Below are 19,682 nucleotides of genomic sequence, written 5' to 3' on the forward strand. Positions count from 1 at the left end.
GTGATGGTAAACTCGCCTCGCCTGACAAAGCGGAGAATGTAAGCGTGGCCACCAGCCAAACCAAGCCCACCACGAAAGCCGGCAAGCCGGAGCCTGCCGGAACCCACCCTCCGGTATTCGATCTCGGCGGCCGCAGCATCGCCTGGCATGTGCGCGACCTGCACCGGCTGTTCACCAGCCACCTGCAAGCCCTGATGACTGACGAAGGCGCTTCGGTGGGGCATTGGTACTACCTGCGCGTGCTGACGGAGCAGAACGGGCTGACGCAACTGGAACTCAGCCGGCGCGTCGGGCTGGCCGCGACCACCTCCGTGCCCGCGCTCGACAGCATGGAAAAGCAGGGCCTGGTCAAGCGCGTGCGCGACACCGAGGACCGGCGGCGCAGCTTTGTGTTCATCACCGACCAGGGCCGCGCCCTGGTCGAGCGGCTGATGCCCGCGATCACGGCGCTGCTTGAGCACGCCGTCGACGGTGTCTCCGAGCGCGAGCTCAAGAGCTTCCTGAAGGTCATGGTGCGCATCGAGGAAAACCTGCACACGGCAGCGCCAAGCCTCAGCGAAGTGAACGACTGAAATTCCTGGTGCGCCGGTCATACCCGATGCACCTCCAGGGTCGAAGGGTGCAGCAGTTCCTCGACCCGCACCCGGCGCGGCGACAGCCCCTGCGCATGGTGGTACTGCAGGAATGCGTCGAGCGTATGCAGGTTCTGCGCCGCGCCATAGCTCCAGTAGTCCTGCCCCATCAGACCCTGCATGAACTGCATGGTCTCCTGCGCGAGCGGCAGGGTGATGGCGGATGCGGCGATCTCGGACAGCGATGACATCGCCACCGCCTTGGCGCGCTCGAAGGCCTTGAGCAGCGTGCCCGGCAGCCACGGATGCGCGTGCACCAGTTCGCGCCGCACGCCCAGCAAGTGCATGATGGGAAAGATGCCGGTGCGCCGATAGTAGTCGCTGGCGGCCTGCACCGGGTCCGGGAACAGTCTGCCTACGCCGAGATGGCCCTGCACCCAGCATGAGGGCGGACGCGGCGCGATCAGGGCATCGATCTCGCCCGCCGCCAGCATCGCGTTGAGCGTCGCGCCGTCGGGCGCGCTCTCCAGCCGCACATCGGCAGGCAGCGCAAGCTCGATCTTCTCGACCCGGCCCGGCTGCTCCTGCCCGCCGCGTATCCACTGCAGTTCGGCCGGCCGCACGCCATAGTCCTCTTCGAGCATCGCGCGCACCCAGACGCAGGCGGTCAGCTGGTACTCCGGCACGCCCACGCGCTTGCCACGCAGGTCGGCCGGCTCGCGGATGCCGCGGTCGGAACGGATGTAGATGGCGGTGTGCCGGAAGGCGCGCGACAGAAACACGGGCACGCCGACATAAGGACAGGATTCGCGCGCCGTCTTGACGGTGAAGCTGCTCAATGACAGCTCGCAGATATCGAACTCGGCATGCCGGAACGCACGAAAGAAGATCTCTTCCGGATCGAGCGCAAGGAAGACCGGGTCGACACCATCGATCGGTACCCGCCCGTCCAGCAGTGCGCGCGTGCGGTCGTAGTCGCCCATTGCCAGCGACAGGTTCAGCTTGCTCATATCAGATCTCGCCTTTGCGTAAGTCCGTTCCGCCCGCTGCTCATGCAGAGCGGACCCAGAGGTTGCGCCAGCGCCCGCTGGCGCCTTGCCCGTGGTTCGACACGCTGCCGACGCCCGCCACGGCCGGCTTCAGCGTGAACAGGCCAAGCCCCACCACCACGCTGCCGATATCCACCACGATATTGCGCACGGCATACATGCGCCTGCCATCCACATGCCACGTGCAGGTGCGTGCCGGGCGGTCGAGGGTGATCTCGTAGCGATGGAACTCGCCCGGGTGGTTCTGTGCCAGCAGGGGCGACTGCACCACGTGCAGCCAGTCGCCGCCGGCAGGCGTCACACCCGGGATTGGCAGCCGCTCATGCACCACGCCGATCTGCGTGCCGGAGATGATGAAGTCGAACACCATGCCGTTGGCCAGGTCGCACACATTGAAGCCCGCAAAGCCATCGAACAGGTCATCCGGGTTGCCGTTGTGGTTCTCGCACGCCATCTCGCAGCCGACGGTGAGCACGCCGCCTTCGGCGATCGTCAGCGCCTCGCGCTTGACCAGGAAATGCTTGGGGTTGTCGAACATCGGTATGAGCGCGTGCTGCCGCGTGAACCTGTCCACCTGTATTTCCAGAACGCCGCCTTCGGCCTGCACGCGCGCGCCGGGCTCCTCGTAGCGCCACATGCCGCCGTCCGGCATGGGCATCTCCAGCACCTGCCACACTGCCGGATCGGGCGCGCCGGTCCGCAAGCCGTCCAGCGGGCGGGACGTCATGCCGGCACCTGCGCGGCGGTTGCCACGCCTGCACGGGCGGGCTTGCCGATCATGCGGCGATAGGCGTCCGCGCTGGCCGGGCGGCGGCCATGCAGCTCGGCAATGTCGCGGGCCATGCGGAACATCTCCAGGTTGTCGCGCAGACGCACATCGCTGTTGGGGTATTTCCACGGCGTGTCCTCGGTGCCGACGCGGATGTTCAGGCCCATCATGGTGGCCAGCGTGGTCATGTAAAGCGTGGAGCGTCCCGCGGCGCAGACGGTGATGACCGAGGCAGGATCGATCTGGCGGATCTGGTCGACCATCATGAACATGTGGCGAGCCATGTCCTGCGCGTTGCTGGCCCAGGTGCCCGAGATCAGCGTACGGCCGACGTTGAACGGCAGCCCGTACAGGATGATCCAGTTGTAAGGGCCCTTCAGGATGCCGGTATCGATCAGCTTGCGCTTGGCCAGTTCGATCTCGCCGGAACTGTGGATCACGATCTCCGGCTTGACACCGTGCTGTTCCAGCGTGCGCACCGCCGGCACCATAAAGGCATCCGGGTGTCCCGCGGCGCACGGCGCGACTTCCGCCAGCCCGGCCCGGGCGGGGCTCATGCAGATATCGAACGTGCTGCCGTTGAGCACGTTCAGGTTGGCGACGAACTCATGGCCAAAACGGTCGCGCAGCGGGCGCAGCACGGCGCCGTACGCATCCACCGGCGGAACGTCGCGGTCCAGGCGCCGTCCCTGGCGATCGGTGACCATCGAGAAATCGATATGCACGCCGCAAGCGCCGGCCTCGATGACTTCGGAGGCCGCATCGACATAGGCTTCGATGGAAGTCGGATGGCCCTCTTCCTGGCTATCGCTGAAGCGGCCTGACACGGCGACGTTGATGGCGATCTCAGACGGCACCTCCCACTTCGGCTGGAGCTCCGCCCCGGCAACGAACTGGTAGTCGTCCATTTCGCGCTTCGCGGCTTCCCACAACGAAATTCCTTCCTGCATAGCTCACCTCGTTTTGTTGGCTGATGGGTGGTTCTCCGGCCCGTTCGTTCCGGAGAACCAAAAACTTCCACTTCCGATAATTGGATTTCGGCTCCTTTGGATACAGCGGTTGCCGGAGTCGGTCGGCTCAGACCCTCCCCATCGTGGCCGCGTCGGCGGCAACCGCGCGGGGCGCATACAGCCAGTCCACCGGGGCGAAGCTGTTGTCTTCCCGCGCCGACAGCAGCGCATTGCGCACCTCGGCGCCGATATGGCCGAGGTGGATGAAATCGCCGAACCAGCGCGCCGTGAGTTGCACGCGCGCGGTGCGCAGCCGCCTGGCCTGCTGGTAGGCCAGCAGGCCGCCCGGCACGTCGCTGGCGTGACGGTTCAGCGCATCGGCCAGCGTGCCCGCATCCTCGATGGCCTGGGCCGCACCCTGTGCGAGGTATTGCAGCATCGGGTGAGCGGCATCGCCCAGCAGGGCAATGTGGTTGCGCGTCCAGTCGGCGATGGGATCGCGGTCGTACATGGGCCAGCGCCGGTTGGTGTGGATCAGGCTGATCGCGTCACGCACGGGTGCGCAGGCATTGGCGAAGCGCGCCTCCAGTTCGTCCACCGTGCCCCAGTCGTCCGTGGACGGATCGAAGCGGTAGCTGCGGAACACTGCCACCTGGTTATAGAGCTCGCCGCGGCGCACCGGATACTGGACCAGGTGCATGTCATGGCCGGTCCACATCACCACGTTGTCCAGCCCGGCATGCTGGGGCATCTTCTCGATCGGCAGGGTGCCACGGTAGGCCACGTATTCCGAGCACACCGGTGCGCCGTCGTCCGCAATCATGCGGCGCACGGTGGAGTGCAGCCCGTCCGCACCGATCAGCGCCTTGCAGCGATAGACCGAGCCGTCGGCGCAGCGGACCTCGGCGCCGTCGCCCAGATCCTGCACCGCCACCACGTCGCGGCTGGTTTCCAGCGTGATGCGGGCGTCGCGCTGGCACGCGTCCAGCAGCGCGGCGAGCAGGTCGCTGCGGTGCATCACCAGGTAGGGATAGCCATAGGCCTGCCGGAAGCTGGCACCCAGGTCCAGCGCGGTCAGCCGGCGGCCGCTCATCGCATCCATCCACACCAGCTGGCGCGGGAACACCGCGCTTTGCCAGACGGCATCGAGCACACCCAGGCGGTCGAGCATGCGCGACGCGTTGGGCGCCAGCTGCAGGCCGGCGCCAACCTCACTGAACTGCGCAGCGCGCTCGAGCACGTGCACCGTGCGGCCGGACTGGGCCAGGGCGAGCGCCGTGGCAAGGCCACCGATGCCGCCCCCCACGATCAAGGTCTGGATCTTGTTGCTGTCGTTCATGAAAGATATCCGTGTGCGGTGAACTCAGGCGGCGCGTACCGGGACACGCATGGCGCCGATGCCTTCGATGCTGGCCTCGATCAGGTCCCCAGGCACCACCGGCCCCACGCCGTCCGGGGTGCCGGTGTAGATGACGTCGCCGGGATGCAGGGTGTAGTAGGACGATGCCCAGGCAATCAGCTGCGGAATGCCGACCACCAGATCACGTGTGTTGGCCCGCTGGCGCAACTCGCCGTTGACGCGCAACTCCAGCTCCAGGTTCGCCGGGTCTGCGATCTCGTCGGCGGTGACCAGCCACGGGCCAAGCACCGAATAGCTGTCGATCGATTTACGCAACGAGCGCTCCTGCGGGCCGCGCACTGTCATGTCCAGCCCGATGGCATAGCCGGCTACGTGGTCCATTGCACGGTCCACCGAAACACGGTCCGCGGTGCGGCCGATGACCACCGCCAGCTCCAGTTCGTGGTCGTTGCGGCGGTCGGTGTGGCGCAGCGTCACGCCCTCGCCTGGACCGGCGAGTGAACTCGATGCCTTGAGGAACAGCCCCACCTCCTGGATGCGCTGCAACTGGTGCGCGTGGAAGGTTGCGGGATCGGCCTGCGCCTCGGCCAGGTGGCTGAGATAGTTGACCGGCGCCGCGGCCAGCTTTGACGGATTGGCCACCGGGCTGAGCAGGCACAGGCCGGACAAGGCGCGGCGCGGTGCCGCATCCAGCAGGCGCGGCGCGTGCTCGCGAATGAGCGGCAGGTGCGCAACGAGCGAATCGCCCATGGGGAATGGCCAGCGGTGTGAGGGCAGCATCTCCAGGACGGGCGAGATATCCGCCACGAAGTGGTCCTCGACGATGCCGAGGCGCTCGCCCCGGTCATCCTGGAATCGGCAAAATCGCATGGTGCAGGCAGGTTGAAGGATTGATCGGTGCTGTTCAGGCCAGCTGGCGTTCCTGGAAGAAGCCCAGCTTCTTCTGCAGGGGCGCGTCGTCAACGCGAATCAGGAAGGCAGGCTGCCCGTGCGTGGCGCGGTGCGAGACACAGGCAAACGTAGTGCTGCTGAAGGTGTCGCCCGCGCTCCAGTCGAAAACGTGATCGTCGACTCGGCTCTCGCCGCTTCCCTCGACAACGTGAAACACAGTGCTGGCCGACGTGGGCACCGCCTGCCAGTGCTGGCCCGCGCCGATCATCATCGCCGTGAAGCCGAGAATGGGCAGACAGTCCTGCCCGGTCTCGGGGTTAACGTAGGCCAGCTCCGCGCAGGCCTGACCTGTCGCAGCGGCCAGCCGCTCCAGCGCAGCCCTGGCGGTCTGCCACGGATAGCGCAGCATCGGATAGGCATTCTCGCGACGCCAGGCCTGCGGCGGCCGCAAGCCCTGGCGCAGCAGTTCGGACGTCAGCGTCATCAGGGGCTCTTCGGCATTGCAGCCGGCATGACCGCCCTCGGCATAGGCTGATTCCGCGGCGGTGAACACCGGCAGATCCAGCACATCGAGCCAGGTCACCGGACCCTCGCCGTCGTGGCCGTGGTCGTGCCACTGGCCGCCTGGCGTGAGGATGATGTCGCCGCGCTCCATTTCGCAGCGCTGCCCGTTGACGATGGTGAAGCCGCCACGGCCTTCGATGACGATGCGCGCCGCGCTCGGCGAATGGCGGTGCGTGGGGGCGGTCTCGCCGGGCAGCAACAACTGGATGCCCGCGTAGAGCGTGCCCGTCGCCGACATCGCATGCGGGCCACGGCCAGGATCGCTGAGCACGATCACGCGGCGCTCGGCCTGCGCAACCGGCACCAGGCGCCCGGCTTCCAGCAGCAGCGGACGCACATCGGCATAGCGCCAGCGGTGCGGACGCGTAACACCCGCGGGGCGGCCGTGCGGCAGCGCCCCCTTGAGGAAGTCCCACAACGGAGCCAGTGCGTGATCGAGCAGCGCTGCGCGGAATTCTTCGGGCAACGAGGCAGCCTCGCCGGCATTCCGGCCCTGTGTGTTCGAGGGGATGGCCTGATTTATCATTTGCATCGAATCGTTCTATATCGAATCAATGCATGTATGATAATCAGCGTGCCTCACATATCCACTGGGGTAAACGTCAGGGTAGGGTCGATCCCACCTGCCGGACCAATCCGCAAAGAGGGCAAGATGGACCAATCCAATCTCGACGAACTGATCTACAACAAGCCGGGCCATCTCATCCGCCGGCTGCACCAGATTGCCACCTCTTTTTTCCACGAAGAGACCGATGGCTTCGATACCACGCCCGTGCAATATGCTGCGCTGGCGGCGGTGCGCGCCTATCCGGGCATCGACCAGCTCAGGCTGGCCAACGCCATCGGCTTTGACCGCACCACAATTGCCGGTGTGGTGGAAAGACTGGAGGGAAAGAGACTGATCTCGCGCTCACCGGGCATCGCCGATCGGCGTACCAAGCTGCTCTCGCTGACGGCAACTGGTGCGGCGCTGCTGCAGGACATCTACCCGGGCACGGAGCGCGCCCAGGCCCGCACGCTGGCAGGTTTGGATCAGGCGGAGCGTGCACTGTTCGTCGCCTTGCTGCAACGCGTGGTGGCGGCCAATAGCGAGAACAGCCGGGTGCCGGTGTCACCGCCGCCCGCGCGCCGTCCCGAACTTTGATCACGCCGCGACAGAAGACCATACTTCCGCCATCCTGTCCCCATGCGGCGCCCTCCTCCCGCCCCCCCCGAGCACGGCCCACCAGCGCGCGTGTTGCGCTTGCTGGCGCCGCTATGCGCGTTGCCACCGATGCTCGCCGCTTCTACTCCTGTTGAATATTGGCAGCGAGATAATCGATCAGCAGGCGGACGTTCGGCAACAGACCTCTGCGGGAAGGGAAGACAGCATGAACGATGCCCCCTTTCGGGGCCCAGCCGGGCAAGACGTCGACAAGCGCTCCATTACGCAAATCCTCTTCGACAACCATGCTCGGTAACTGAACGATACCTACGCCATGCCTTGCCGCCCGACACAACGCCGTCATATCGTCGGTGATGTATCGGGGGTGATGCCGCACCTGTGCTTCCCTTCCCTCAGGGCCAGCCAGCTGCCAGACGTGATTGCGAGGGGGGCCCCAATCCATGCTGGGCATGGCGGCAACATCATCCGGATCTTGTATTGCCAACGCGTGGTGCTCGAGGAGGGCTGGGCTGGCAACCAACCGTTGAGGGCTTCCAGACAGCACCCGCATCACCAGACCGCTGTCTTCCAGCGGCGGGAAGCGCACACGAAGCGCTACGTCAAAATTTTCTCCCAGCACGTCGACACGCCGGTTTGTCGCTTCGAGATGGACGCGGACCTTTGGGTACTTGATCATGAACTGCGCCACCAGGTCGGCAACGCGATACGCAAGCAGCGTCGTTGGACAGCTCATGCGCAAGATGCCTTGCGGCTCGGATCGCTTGCGCTCCATCACTTCGCGCGCCGCTTCCACCTCCACTAGCACGCCAACACAGCGATCATAGAACTCACGACCGGTTTCCGTAACTGAAAAGCGCCTGGTCGAGCGCTGGAGTAAACGAACTCCATATCGCTCTTCCAGTGCCGCGATGCGCCGGCTCAGCTTTGACTTGGCAATGCCGAGCGCGACCCCCGCTTGCGTAAAGCCGCCGTATTCGACCACCTTGACGAAATAAAAAAGATCATTCAGGTCGTCCACCATTGTTCCTTCTGTAGAACACAGTCGGCATGATACGGGACTTCCCCGGTCTTTCATGCCTGCCTATGATGCTTGCAATCTTCGGAGGCAGCCATGATGTTCCACCCCGCAAGACGCGGTCTTAAGCAGACATCCTGGCGAGCCGCGCACCGCACTCCACCGGCAAAGCCACTGCCCCGAACTCCCAACCGCTTGGCGAAACGAAGAACGTTTGTCCAGGCCGCCCGCTGCCAGGGTTACCGACGATAAAGCCCTTCAAGCATTCAGCAAATTCGCCATTGGATGGATCGGGACAATCTTGCCCGCGTCTTAACGCTTGTACCGACCTGTCGACTTTTCCAAACGCGCCCCCATTCGGAAGCGCATTCAACTCTGCAAGGAGATCGCCGTGACAACGCCCTATACGCGTCTGGACAAAAATGACGCAGCTGTTCTGCTGGTAGACCATCAAGCCGGATTGCTGTCGCTTGTACGCGATATCGATCCTGACAAGTTCAAGAACAACGTCCTCGCCTTGAGCGATCTCGCCAAATACTTCAATTTGCCGACCATCCTCACGACGAGCTTCGAGACTGGCCCCAATGGCCCGATGGTGCCTGAGCTCAAAGCGCAGTTTCCTGACGCGCCATACATTCCTCGTCCTGGCCAAATCAACGCCTGGGACAATGAAGAGTTCGTCGCAGCGGTCAAGGCAACGGGAAAGAAGCAACTCATCATCGCGGGCGTAGTCACCGAGGTGTGTGTCGCGTTTCCCGCGCTGTCGGCAATTGCCGCAGGTTACGACGTGTTCGTTGTCACCGACGCTTCCGGCACGTTTGACGAGTTCACACGCAATGCCGCCTGGCAGCGCATGGCCGATGCTGGCGCCCAACTGATGACGTGGTTCGGTGTCGCATGTGAGTTGCATCGCGACTGGCGCAATGACATCGATGGCCTCGCCGAATTGTTCTCGAACCACATCCCTGACTATCGCAATCTCATCACAAGCTACAAGGCAATGACCCAGAAATAATGCCTCGCGGGGGGCTGGATAGCATCGCCGGTCTCAACGCCGGCCCTTCCCCCCCCCTGGTGCCCCGGTTTCCGGTGCACCATCTCATCAAGACACCGCCCTGCCATTACGTCATTACTTGTATGTCGCAACTGGAGCCGCGTCCCAGCGTCCGTTCTATGATCGCATCGGCCGCAACCATCCATCGCATAACCTCTGAAGTTGCGCTTCCGCCGTGCTCTGACCAGCGAATGCGGCTCAGAGACGGGGCTTGTATCATCATCCAGCTTCGCCATACCGAGGCTATCTCGGTTTGGCGGGATGGCAGAATTTTCTTCACCGGCAGTTGCGACCAAGGGTGGGTAGCTATCATCGATCTCCGCGACACCTGGCGCTGCCATCACAAGTCCGCCTTTGACGAACTGCGCTTGCGGATTGACACCCTCTTGCTGCAGGAAATGGGAAGAGAACTGGGCATTCGCGAATGCCCGGGCCTGTCCAATCGTATTGGTGTCGTGGATCCACTCCTGCTTAACCTCGCGTGGACATTGCTGCCGAGTCTTGATCGCCCCGAGCAGAGCGATTTGCTCTTCGTCGACCATGTTGTCAGTGCATGCCTGATTCATACCCTCCAGACGTACGGGGGTGGCAACGGCAACCCAACGCAGCGCCGGCGGGCGCGGCTAACGCCAACACAGGAGGCGCTCGCCAAGGACATGCTTGCCGCTCACCTGAGAGGCAATATTTCTATCGACGCGGTGGCGTCGGAATGCAAGCTCTCTCGCAGCCATTTCATCCGTGCCTTCTGCGAGAGCACCGGCAAGACGCCGCATCAATGGCTCATCGAGCGTAGGATCGACGTCGCAAAGACGCATCTCCTGGGACGCGCGCCGATATCGGAAATCGCGACAGTATGTGGATTCGTGGATCAAAGCCACCTGACACGCGCATTCAAGCAGGCAACCGGCGTTACCCCGGCGGACTGGCGTCGCACTAACGTGAGGAAGCTGGAGCCGATCATGCCAACAGTGCGTCCATCATCGCAGGCCATTCCGTCGCGCATGGCAGAAGGTGCGGATCACCTTCCACCGCAGGCAGCCCGCATGCCGGCAGCCGAGAAAGAAGGCTAGTCCATCCAGCTTCCCTAGAACGTAACACCGGATTTCAAGCCGATCACAAACGCGTTACTGTTACGGGATGTGCCGCCGGGGTGAAGAATGTATTGCAAGTTGGGACGCAGGAATACCGAGGGCACCGGAGACCACGAGTAATACAGTTCGCTAACATACTCGTATCCGCTGCCTGCAACCACATTCTGACCGGTACGTGCGTTGTTCTGTTGCACGAAATCGGCAAAACGCTCATTGTTGTGGGTGGCACCTACTGCAAAGCCGATCGAGTCTTGCGCACGGCTCTCAAACGGCCCCTTGTACTGAACTCCCATCGTGATCTGGTGATCCAGTTGCGCGGTATTGCGGTCAGCATGGGAGAAGTTCAGAAAAACCGTAGCGCCGCGGCCACCGGCCGTTCCGGTGACTTGCTGCTGCAGGCTCAGATAGACGCCGAACCGGCCGGAGCGCTTGAGCGGATCCAATCCGGTAGCGCCGCGGGGGTTATGGTTTATATCAAAATACAGGTCGTCAGCGTCCGACGTGTTGTACCAGCCGCCGACCTTGTAGGAGCCAGGAAGACCCTGCCAGGTCGGTTGCCACCCCGCTTCCAGCGGGATCAGCGCGCCTGTGGTTCCGCTTGGGTTGTTCGGCTTCCAGCCGTTGTGGCGTGCGTAACTGTCGTCAACGTAATTTGGATTGACCTGATACACGCCCGTCTGCACATAGGTTTCCCGGGAAGCGTGAAATTTAATGCGTGTGGCCCACTGGCTGGTTGGCCAGTTGACCCAGTAGTCGCCCACCAGGTTACCCGGTTGTGATCCGCAAAACGTAAGGTTCTGGAAGTCGCAGGAGAAACTGAAAAAGTCCTCGCCGACTGTCAACCGTCCGAGCTTGATCTCCAGGCGTTCGTCAAGGAGTTTCTGGTTCAGCCACAACTGCGTGAGGTGCCAGGTCTGGCCACGGCCGAAGACTTCCTGGATCAGCATGTTGTTGCCGATATTCGCGTCAGCCCCGAGATTCCGTCCGTTACGGTCGGTCATGGTGAACTGGAACGTGCCGCCCGCCCAGCCCCAGAGCTTGTTCAGGTCCAGCGTGGCCCCAAACGCCCACTGATCGGTATAGCGCGTCAGGTGATCGGTGCCGCCGCTAAAGTTGTGCGCCACTTCACTAAGGTAGCCAATACTGAACATCACCCCCTGCTCTTCCAGGCGCGTACGCATCCCTCCCCAGTCCCCCAGCAGATAGGGACTGGTTGCGATGTCGTAGGCCCCAGCAGGGGTGGGGCACAGGGTGAATGCCGCAGCCGCGACGGCGATGGCAGCGGCGCGTTGGCATAGTACAGGGAAGCGCTTGTTACGCATTGATATGTTAACTCCCGCTCTTAGAAAAGCCGCGCAACTGCAGCGGCGCATCGCCGGCTTGGGAATCGCGATGCGCCAACATGACGACATGCTGATGTTCGGAGGAAAATTCACAGACCGGGTCGGCTGCGCCTGCGTCGCCTGCCAACGCCAGGGCCTGGCAACGGCATCCGCCCCAGTCGCGCTCTCTTGCATGACAACTGCGGCATGGCTCAGACATCCAGGCCGTGCCGCGATAGGCAGCAAACGCCGCCGACTCGAACCACGCGGACGCCAGCGTGCTTGCGGGAAAACGCGGAAATACAAGATGCGCAATCGTCTGCGCCGCGTGGCACGGAACCAAAGTCCCTTCCGGCATGACATTGAGAAAGCGCTGCGCCCAACCACCCATGCAGGCTTTCGGACGACGCCCATAGTAGTCGGGCATGACATAGTCAATGACCATGCGCTCTTTCACCCGCTCACGCCATGCCTGGACCAGCCGGTCCATCTGCTCGAGCTGGGACTCGGTAGGCATCAGGGCGGCGCGATTATGCAGAGCCCAGCCGTAGTATTGAGCGTTAGCCACTTCCACGCGCGCGATCCGGTGCGCATCGGCATAGTGCAGCATGGCATCCAGTTGATCAGCATTCTGGCGGGTGACGACGAAATTCAGCGTCAGCGCCAAGCCTGCGTCCTGGACACGCGCCATTGCCTCGCGCTTCCTCGCCACGCCGCCTCTGAAACCCGAGATCGCCTCAGCCTGCCGTTCATCCAATCCCTGGAAACTCAGCTGTACGTGGCATAGGCCGGCATCAACCAAAGCGCCCAGCCTGGCATCATCCAGCAGCACGCCGGATGTGATGAGGTTGCTGTACAGTCCCGCCCTGCTTGCATGCGAGACCAGTTGCGGCAGGTCTTCGCGGGCCATGGGCTCGCCGCCCGAGAAATGGACCTGCAGCACACCCAGTGCCGCGGCCTGGTCTAATACTGCACACCAGTCGGCAGTCGAAAGCTCTTGCGATCCCGGCGTCAAGCCAAGCGGGTTGGAGCAATAGGCGCAGCGCAGCGGGCACCGATGGGTCAGTTCCAGCAGAACGGCGAGCGGGGGCCCAACGGCAGCATCATCATGCATGATGTAGGAACCCCCGCTGCGTCATGCAGGTGAACAACGCCAGCACGTCGGCCTGGATCGTCGCCAGCGGCGCGTCAAACTCAGCAGCCAGCGCGTCGCAAAGTGTGCCGATGGTCGGGTGCTCACTACTGCGCTCCACAATCAGTCGCGCCATATCGTCAAGCACAAGCATCCTTTCCGGGCCGAGCAGTACCCAACGCTGTCGAACCGCGTCGTACTGCAGCCGGGTGCCGCGTGCAAGCCGCACGCTAGCCTCGAGCGTCAGCATCGCGGCACGCCAGGATCGAATGCGCCTGGCGGAATCAAGCCTGGCGACACGTACGCCGCGTAGAGCGCATCGAGTTGAGCCCACAGTACGTTGCACTTGAACACTAGCGCATCGAGCACGCCCTGTTGCTCATCAAGCGTGCGTGCGTGACGCTTGACATAGTCCAGCGCAAACTCCGCATCCAGCGGCGCCTGCTCAAGCCGGCATTGGAAATAGCTGAGAACCGATTCATTAATGAACGAGTAATTCTTCAGCATGCCGGCAATGCGCTCCCGATGGATGTCCGGCGCAAAAAGCTCGGTCAGGCACGAGGCCACCGCAATGACAGGGGGGTGTCTCGCAACGAAATCAACGTAAGCCTCAACGGCAAATACCGTTGCCGGGAGTGCACCCCGCTGCGAAACAACATAGTCATAGTCCAGGCCCAGGCTCTCTGTCAGGAATAGCCACCGGTCTATACCGCCCTCCTCCTCGCCCCAGCCATCGTGGTCCAGGATCCGGTGCACCCATTCACGTCGCAAGCCACGGTCCTTCACACGGCTGATAAGCGCCGCATCCTTGCGCGGGATTGCTGCCTGATAGCAATAGCGGTTCAGCGCCCAAGCCTGAACTTGGCCCAGCGTCAGCGCCCCGGCATGCAGCAGGCGATGGAAGGGGTGCCGGTTGTGATAGCGTTCCCGACCGATTTCCCGCAACGCTTCTTCAAGCGCCACCGGGGAGAGCACGTCCGTTAGAGATTTACTCAACGCAGAACTCCATGCCATCGTATGTAGTATCCCAGCCCGCCGCACGGATGAAGGCCCGCTCCTTGCTGTCCGGAAGCAAGACCGGATTCGTGTTGTTCATGTGAATGAACAGCTTGCGCTGGAGCGAAACGCCCTCCCACTGTGCAACGGCTCCCCTTGCCCCGCTGATCGGCAGATGACCCATGCGTGAGGCGGTCTTGCTGCCCGCGCCGCTGGAAATCATCTCGTCTTCCGTGAAGGTGGTGCCGTCAAACAGAAGGCTGTCACCACGCGCCAGGCGGGACTTGATGGCATCCGGCAACGCGGAGCAGCCAGGCATGTAGAACAAGCGGCACCGAGATCCGGTCGTGCCAAGTGCGAGCCCAATCGTGTCTTCAGGTCCGCCCCCAAAACCGGCTGCCTCCGGATCCTCGAGCCACAGCGCAACCTTTCCCGGAATGGCGAACGGCTCGATTCGTACACCAGTGTCGCAGCCCTGCGCATCGAAAACAGGCTGGACTTGATCCAACCGGAGGGCAAGGCGCTCAACGCTGCCCCGGTCAAGCACATTGAATATCGCGTTGCCTTGCAGCACCCGCAACACCCGGTCAGTCGCATACAAGGTGAAGGGGTGCCCCTCGCGCAGCGACAGCAGACCGGCTACATGGTCGACGTCGGCATTGGTCAGCAACACTGAACTCAATGGACTGGATCGTGGTCCTTTGATCGGGTGCAACACATGCGTTGCGGAAAACTGTTGGCGGATGTCGGGCGAGGCATTAACTACCACCCAACGCACACCGTCAGCGGATACTGCAATAGACGATTGCGTCTGCGGCGTGATCTGCGCCCCTTCACGGGCAGCCCGGCATGCCGTGCAGGCACAGTTCCATTGCGGTAGACCGCCACCAGCCGCGGCGCCAAGCACAATGACACGCAGCATGTGAAAACGGCTCAGCGTTCAGCACTCATGTAACAGTTGATTTCGCAGCCGAGGCAGACTTCGACAACTTCAGGCTTGGTCCAGGTACGCATGGTCTTTTCTCCAGGTTACGGCGATGCCGAATAGCATCGCCAGATTCAAACCGAACGAAGGTCCAGCGTCGCTTACTTCGCCGGAGAGTATTTGAAAGCAATGATCGAACCGGGGTTCTCGAGCTTGAACGCTGCGTTTCCTGCCTCCGTCGTCCCGAGGTGGCTTACATCCGTTGCCACATAGAGTGTGCTGCCATCCGGGCTTACAACCAGGTCACGATAGCGATTGACCGACCGGAACACCGGTTGCGCATCACCAAGCGGCAAGGTGCCAGTCGGATCCAATTGGACGCGATAGATGATCCCGCGCTTGAGGCTCGTGATAAGCAGAGAATTGTCCCACCCTGGAATACTCTGCTTTCCGCCACGGTAGTAGGAGACCGCGGACGGTGCTATGGTTGGCCAGCAGATATAGTAGAGATCCTTTTCCGAGCAGACCTTGTTATTGAAGTTGAAATTATTGTCAACACTGAAGAAAGTTTTTAGCGGTTCCACAAAATCAGGATCCGACCACTGAGATTCCCGTGTCACAGGAACCCCATCCGGTGCTTTCAAGCCGTTCTGGAAAGTATCCTTGGCGTTCTCGCAACCGCCTTTTGCTGCCGAGTAGTTCGCATAGGCGTATCCCGCATCATCCTTGCGGCCCGCAACATTCGGCCAGCCGTAGTTCCGGCCAGGAAGGATCAGGTTCAACTCGTCATCGGTGTTCGGTCCCTGGTCCACCGCGAACAGTCTACCCGTGGGGCTGAAGACCATGCCCTGCGTATTGCGAATTCCCCAGGCATAGACGTGACTTTTCACGCCATGAATCGTAGGGTTATCCTGTGGAATTGAGCCATCTAAGTTCAATCGCAGGATCTTCCCCATGTAATGCTCCCAGTTTCCGGCCTTGACTTCGGCTTCGGTGGGCAGCACTTGTGCCTGGTTCAGCTTGCAAAGGTATTTAAGCTGATTTCTTCCCTGATCGCCGATTGAATAGTAGAGCTTCTGATCCGGACCGAAGATTAACCTTGCCGACTGGTGATCATGCGCAGACGGCAAGCCTTTGATGATGTCTACCGGCGATACCAGTTTCTGCGCCTTGGCGTCATAGGTATAGCGACGGATGGCAGTACGATTTGGAAATTCACCACCTTGCCCGGTCGAATATGAAAGTGAAACATACACATAATCTCGACCTTTCCCCTTGAGCAAATCAGGATGAAGCGCGAGTCCTAATACGCCATCCTGCTGATCATCCGAGTACACCGCGTCATTGATCTCAACCGCTACCGTTGTCTTTCCGTTCTTTGGATCGACCCGAGTAATTCGCTTGGCGATCTGTTCAGTTAACCAGAGATTGCCATCTGGGCCGAACACCATATTGTGAGGATTCGCCAAACCGGTAGCTATAACCGATTTCTGGAAATTCTTTGGCAGCGCGGGGACCGATTCGCCCGTCGCCGGAGGCAGATCCGCCCTGACCGAAGCCGCAGCCAGTAAAAGTGGCGCTGCTAAAGCGAAAGCAACCCTGGATTTCATACTCAACCTCCCTTTTGAAATACATCAAAATTGCCAGAGAAATTTTTATTAGAACCTGGAATTGCTCGCGAGGAATTTATAGCCCACAGAGATTGGCAAGTCAAGGCAACGGAGCACGCACATTAATGGCGCTTCCCATGATGCGCATTTTTATGCAAAACCGCAGCACTTAAATACAAAATCCCCAAACCAGAACCGCACCGAGAACCAGTTTAGCTACGCATGCCATTTCCGCCAAGGTTCGCCCTCCAGTTGCTGGCAACAGTCGCCCCTCGCTGATTATCCTCACTTACTACACTTCGCGGCTGCGCGCCGTGGATCGCCGGCCTGGCGTTTGGCGCCACGTTCTGCCGTGCTCGATCTGGTCGACCGAGAGCGCGTTGCGCACGCTCATCAACGTGGCAATGGTGCGGTCGAAAACCTTGCCGGCGATATCGGCGGGGCGGTCATGGGCCTCGACGTCCTGGTGCACGAAGGGCGTGCCACCCCCGACGTTCTGTGCGAACTGCAGCTTGAATTCGCGGAAGCCGTCGTAGCCCAGCGCCGCGCAGAAGCGCGCGATAGTGGGCTGCGAGACGCCGGCGCGTTCGGCCAGCTCGGGCATCGACAGCCGGATCACGGCGGCGCCATGCCGGGCGATGTAGTCCGCCAGGCGGCGTTCTGAGGGGCGGAGCGTGTCGTAGACGGCGAGGATTCGTTCGCGCATGGCGACATGGCAGTGAATTCAAACTCTTAGAAATGTAGAGATTCTACAAATATTGGCGAGACATCGTGCCGAGTCGTGCACGGCTGGCTTTCAGGGTTTTCCAGTATTCCGCGTATTTTCGAGCAATTTTGACGCCTGACCCCTATCGACGGAATGCTCACTGTCGATATAATGTAGAAACTCTACATGCCATTGCGCACCCGTGCTGCGCCGTCGCCGAGTCCACGAGGAACGTCTTCGCCATGCCCATCGCCGTCCATGCCGAGCTGTTGGCCGTCACCGAACGCCTCGTTGCGCGCAGCCGCGCCAGCCGCGCGCATGTCCGGCGCGTCGGGCAAGGTGCCGGCGGTGATCCACGTCGGCCCCGAGGCGCTGGCCGGCGGCGCGCTGGCGCGCGTGCGCGATGGCGACCGCATCCGTGTCGACGCCGTTGCCGGCACGGCGACGAAGGCGAATTCGCTGCGCGCGAGCTGGCCGCGGCGCCGGACGATGATTTCGCGCAATTCAGCCTGGGGCGCGGCTTGTTCGGCCTGTTCCGGCGCCATGCGCGCATCGCCGAAGAGGGTGGCAGCGCACTCGACTTGTCCGAGGCCGAGGCAGCCACCGGCCAGGGCGCATCCACTCCTGCCTCCGCGGCGCAAACCGTCGCGCAATAGCCGGCGCGAAGTTACCGCGGGGCGGCAACACCCCCGGACGCCCTTGTGCCTGCGCCGGGGCGTCGCCCCGGTATGACAAGAACTGAACAAGGGTGGGTGACACCATCCGATACCAAGACCGACGGAGCAGACGTGATCTACATCCTGATGGGCGTTTCCGGCAGCGGCAAGACCACGGTCGGCCAGTTGCTGGCGCAGCGCCTGGGCTGCGGCTTCCATGACGCCGATGCATTCCACAGCGAGGCCAACAAGGCCAAGATGAACACGGGTATCCCGCTCACCGACGAAGACCGCTCGCCCTGGCTGGCTGGCATGCGCGCCGCCATCGATGCCGCCCGGACCGAAGGGCGCGCGCACGTGTTCACCTGCTCGGCGCTGCGCCAGGGCTACCGCGACCGGCTGACCCCGCCCGATGGCGGCGTGACCTTCGTCTACATGAAGGGCGACGCCGCGCTGATCGGCGCGCGCCTGTCCGCTCGCACCGACCACTTCTTCAACCCCGCGCTGCTGGAGAGCCAGTTCGATACCCTGGAAGAGCCGAGTGGCGCGCTGGTGCTGGATATCCGGCAGTCGCCCGAAGCGCTGGTCGACACGATCCTGCAAGCCGCCGCACCCCAGGGCGGCAGCTTCGCTCGCTAAGTCGCAACGCTTTCTCCGCTCGCATCTCAATTACGGCAGGGGCCGAGCCGATTGCAGGGGAAGCGCGGGCGGTCCGCATCGATCCCAGCCTGGATCGCCGTTCCTCAACAGACTCGCCCCAAGGAAGCCCCACCCATGAAGATGTCGTTCCGCTGGTTTGGCACGTCCGACCCGATCCCTCTCGAATACATCCGGCAGATCCCGGGCATGACACATATCGTCTCGGCCATCTACGACGAACCCGTTGGCGAGGTATGGCCGCTGGACAAGATCCTGGCGCTCAAGTCCACCATCGAGGCGGCGGGCTTGCAGTTCAAGGTGGTCGAGTCGGTCCCGGTCCACGAGAACATCAAGCTCGGAAAGCCGACGCGCGAACTGCTGATCGCCAATTACCAGCAGAACATCAGGAACCTGGCCGCCGCTGGCATCGAAGTCATCTGCTACAACTTCATGCCGGTGTTCGACTGGACCCGTACAGAACTGGCGAAAAAGCTCGATGACGGCTCGACCTGCCTTGCCTTCAGCACCCGGGAGGTCGAACAGATCGACGTCAGCCAGGGCATCGCCCTGCCCGGCTGGGATTCCAGCTACCGGCCAGGGGAACTGCAGGCGCTGCTGGCCGAATACCACGGCATCGACGAAGCCAGGCTCTGGCAGCATCTGGAGCATTTCCTGCGCGCGATCATTCCCGTGGCCCAGGAGTGCGGCATCAAGATGGCCATCCATCCGGACGATCCGCCGCGCCCCATCTTCGGACTGCCGCGCATCGTCAAGAACCGCGACGACCTGGCACGCATCCTCAGCATCGTCGACACGCAGGCAAACGGCCTGACGCTGTGCTCGGGCTCGCTTGGCGCCGGCCCGCAGAACAACGTCGAGGCGCTGGTGCGCGAGTTTGGCGGCATGGGACGCATCCATTTCGCCCATATCCGCAACGTCAAGATCACCCCGGAAGGCGACTTCGAGGAAACCGCCCACCTGTCGAGCTGCGGATCGCTGGATATCGCCGCGATCGTCAAGGCATACCACGACGTCAGCTTCCAGGGCTACTTCCGCCCCGACCACGGCCGCATGATCTGGGGCGAGACGGGCAAGCCGGGATACGGCCTCTATGACCGGGCACTCGGCGCGGTCTATATCAACGGGATGTGGGAAGCGATGGAGAAAGCGGGCTGAAGCGCCGTGCCACTGCAACCCTGTAAAAGACTTAACTGGA

Annotated in this window: 20 protein-coding genes and 2 pseudogenes; 7 read left to right on the forward strand and 15 right to left on the reverse strand. The window is 62.4% G+C overall.

Annotation, left to right across the window (positions count from 1 at the left end):
• The first annotated feature begins 44 nt into the window (after positions 1–44).
• The gene (locus AC1Q6V_RS21045; protein ID WP_010809923.1) at positions 45–572 is read left to right on the forward strand and encodes a MarR family winged helix-turn-helix transcriptional regulator; all 528 of its coding nucleotides are present in this window, start codon (positions 45–47) and stop codon (positions 570–572) included.
• A 17-nt stretch (positions 573–589) separates the two neighbouring features.
• On the opposite strand, the gene AC1Q6V_RS21050 is transcribed toward AC1Q6V_RS21045, so the two are convergent.
• From AC1Q6V_RS21050 to AC1Q6V_RS21075, 6 genes are all read right to left on the reverse strand, one after another.
• Positions 590–1,582, reverse strand: a complete 993-nt coding sequence (locus tag AC1Q6V_RS21050) for a 4,5-dihydroxyphthalate decarboxylase PhtD (protein WP_010809922.1) — start codon at positions 1,580–1,582, stop codon at positions 590–592.
• Between the two features lie 40 nt (positions 1,583–1,622).
• A complete protein-coding gene (locus tag AC1Q6V_RS21055; protein WP_454750405.1) occupies positions 1,623–2,348 on the reverse strand; it encodes a DUF6081 family protein in 726 nt (241 codons plus the stop codon).
• Positions 2,345–3,340 carry a 3-keto-5-aminohexanoate cleavage protein gene (locus AC1Q6V_RS21060; RefSeq protein ID WP_010809920.1) on the reverse strand — a complete coding sequence of 332 codons (996 nt, stop codon included), beginning with the start codon at positions 3,338–3,340 and terminating at the stop codon, positions 2,345–2,347. Before AC1Q6V_RS21060 ends, AC1Q6V_RS21055 begins: the two co-directional genes overlap by 4 nt.
• A gap of 127 nt (positions 3,341–3,467) precedes the next feature.
• Positions 3,468–4,679 (reverse strand): FAD-dependent monooxygenase, encoded by a 1,212-nt coding sequence (locus tag AC1Q6V_RS21065; RefSeq protein WP_010809919.1) that lies wholly within the window; start codon positions 4,677–4,679, stop codon positions 3,468–3,470.
• A 24-nt stretch (positions 4,680–4,703) separates the two neighbouring features.
• Positions 4,704–5,570: a fumarylacetoacetate hydrolase family protein gene (locus AC1Q6V_RS21070; protein ID WP_010809918.1), complete on the reverse strand. Its 867-nt coding sequence runs from the start codon at positions 5,568–5,570 to the stop codon at positions 4,704–4,706.
• Positions 5,571–5,604: 34 nt separating this feature from the next.
• Entirely contained in the window at positions 5,605–6,687 is a 1,083-nt protein-coding gene (locus AC1Q6V_RS21075) for a cupin domain-containing protein (RefSeq protein WP_081050282.1), read from the reverse strand.
• A gap of 120 nt (positions 6,688–6,807) precedes the next feature.
• On the opposite strand from AC1Q6V_RS21075, the gene AC1Q6V_RS21080 reads away from it, so the two are divergent.
• Positions 6,808–7,299 carry a MarR family winged helix-turn-helix transcriptional regulator gene (locus AC1Q6V_RS21080; RefSeq protein ID WP_058698005.1) on the forward strand — a complete coding sequence of 164 codons (492 nt, stop codon included), beginning with the start codon at positions 6,808–6,810 and terminating at the stop codon, positions 7,297–7,299.
• Positions 7,300–7,441: 142 nt separating this feature from the next.
• On the opposite strand, the gene AC1Q6V_RS21085 is transcribed toward AC1Q6V_RS21080, so the two are convergent.
• Positions 7,442–8,338, reverse strand: a complete 897-nt coding sequence (locus AC1Q6V_RS21085) for a LysR substrate-binding domain-containing protein (RefSeq protein WP_037023741.1) — start codon at positions 8,336–8,338, stop codon at positions 7,442–7,444.
• A gap of 388 nt (positions 8,339–8,726) precedes the next feature.
• Here AC1Q6V_RS21085 and ycaC point away from each other — a divergent pair, with 388 nt between their 5' ends.
• Positions 8,727–9,350: an isochorismate family cysteine hydrolase YcaC gene (gene ycaC, locus AC1Q6V_RS21090; protein WP_010809560.1), complete on the forward strand. Its 624-nt coding sequence runs from the start codon at positions 8,727–8,729 to the stop codon at positions 9,348–9,350.
• 230 nt (positions 9,351–9,580) lie between these two features.
• Positions 9,581–10,459, forward strand: a complete 879-nt coding sequence (locus tag AC1Q6V_RS21095) for a helix-turn-helix domain-containing protein (protein ID WP_439670613.1) — start codon at positions 9,581–9,583, stop codon at positions 10,457–10,459.
• Positions 10,460–10,473: 14 nt separating this feature from the next.
• Here the strand turns inward: AC1Q6V_RS21095 and AC1Q6V_RS21100 are convergent, their stop codons facing one another.
• From AC1Q6V_RS21100 to AC1Q6V_RS21135, 8 genes and pseudogenes are all read right to left on the reverse strand, one after another.
• The gene (locus AC1Q6V_RS21100) at positions 10,474–11,802 is read right to left on the reverse strand and encodes a carbohydrate porin (protein WP_454750404.1); all 1,329 of its coding nucleotides are present in this window, start codon (positions 11,800–11,802) and stop codon (positions 10,474–10,476) included.
• A gap of 7 nt (positions 11,803–11,809) precedes the next feature.
• A complete protein-coding gene (gene pqqE / locus AC1Q6V_RS21105; protein ID WP_037023732.1) occupies positions 11,810–12,916 on the reverse strand; it encodes a pyrroloquinoline quinone biosynthesis protein PqqE in 1,107 nt (368 codons plus the stop codon).
• Positions 12,909–13,184, reverse strand: a complete 276-nt coding sequence (gene pqqD / locus AC1Q6V_RS21110; protein ID WP_454750403.1) for a pyrroloquinoline quinone biosynthesis peptide chaperone PqqD — start codon at positions 13,182–13,184, stop codon at positions 12,909–12,911. Before pqqD ends, pqqE begins: the two co-directional genes overlap by 8 nt.
• Entirely contained in the window at positions 13,178–13,930 is a 753-nt protein-coding gene (gene pqqC, locus AC1Q6V_RS21115) for a pyrroloquinoline-quinone synthase PqqC (RefSeq protein WP_010809565.1), read from the reverse strand. Before pqqC ends, pqqD begins: the two co-directional genes overlap by 7 nt.
• Complete coding sequence (gene pqqB, locus AC1Q6V_RS21120) at positions 13,923–14,852, reverse strand: pyrroloquinoline quinone biosynthesis protein PqqB (protein ID WP_058698003.1); 930 nt, start codon at positions 14,850–14,852, stop codon at positions 13,923–13,925. The genes pqqC and pqqB overlap by 8 nt, the downstream gene beginning before the upstream one ends.
• An 11-nt stretch (positions 14,853–14,863) precedes the next feature.
• Positions 14,864–14,944: a pyrroloquinoline quinone precursor peptide PqqA gene (gene pqqA, locus AC1Q6V_RS21125; RefSeq protein WP_081050279.1), complete on the reverse strand. Its 81-nt coding sequence runs from the start codon at positions 14,942–14,944 to the stop codon at positions 14,864–14,866.
• Positions 14,945–15,016: 72 nt separating this feature from the next.
• The gene (locus AC1Q6V_RS21130) at positions 15,017–16,465 is read right to left on the reverse strand and encodes a glucose/sorbosone family PQQ-dependent dehydrogenase (protein ID WP_037023734.1); all 1,449 of its coding nucleotides are present in this window, start codon (positions 16,463–16,465) and stop codon (positions 15,017–15,019) included.
• 349 nt (positions 16,466–16,814) lie between these two features.
• Positions 16,815–17,171 (reverse strand): annotated as a pseudogene (locus tag AC1Q6V_RS21135) (MurR/RpiR family transcriptional regulator); the annotation flags it as partial.
• A gap of 315 nt (positions 17,172–17,486) precedes the next feature.
• Here AC1Q6V_RS21135 and AC1Q6V_RS21140 point away from each other — a divergent pair.
• The 3 genes and pseudogenes from AC1Q6V_RS21140 to uxuA all read left to right on the forward strand — a co-directional run.
• Positions 17,487–17,827 (forward strand): annotated as a pseudogene (locus tag AC1Q6V_RS21140) (phosphogluconate dehydratase); the annotation flags it as partial.
• 132 nt (positions 17,828–17,959) lie between these two features.
• The gene (locus AC1Q6V_RS21145) at positions 17,960–18,466 is read left to right on the forward strand and encodes a gluconokinase (RefSeq protein WP_010809570.1); all 507 of its coding nucleotides are present in this window, start codon (positions 17,960–17,962) and stop codon (positions 18,464–18,466) included.
• Between the two features lie 135 nt (positions 18,467–18,601).
• Complete coding sequence (gene uxuA, locus AC1Q6V_RS21150; protein WP_010809571.1) at positions 18,602–19,642, forward strand: mannonate dehydratase; 1,041 nt, start codon at positions 18,602–18,604, stop codon at positions 19,640–19,642.
• The last annotated feature ends 40 nt before the right edge of the window (positions 19,643–19,682 follow it).

The organism is Cupriavidus sp. GW823-FHT07B10, assembly GCF_058794355.1.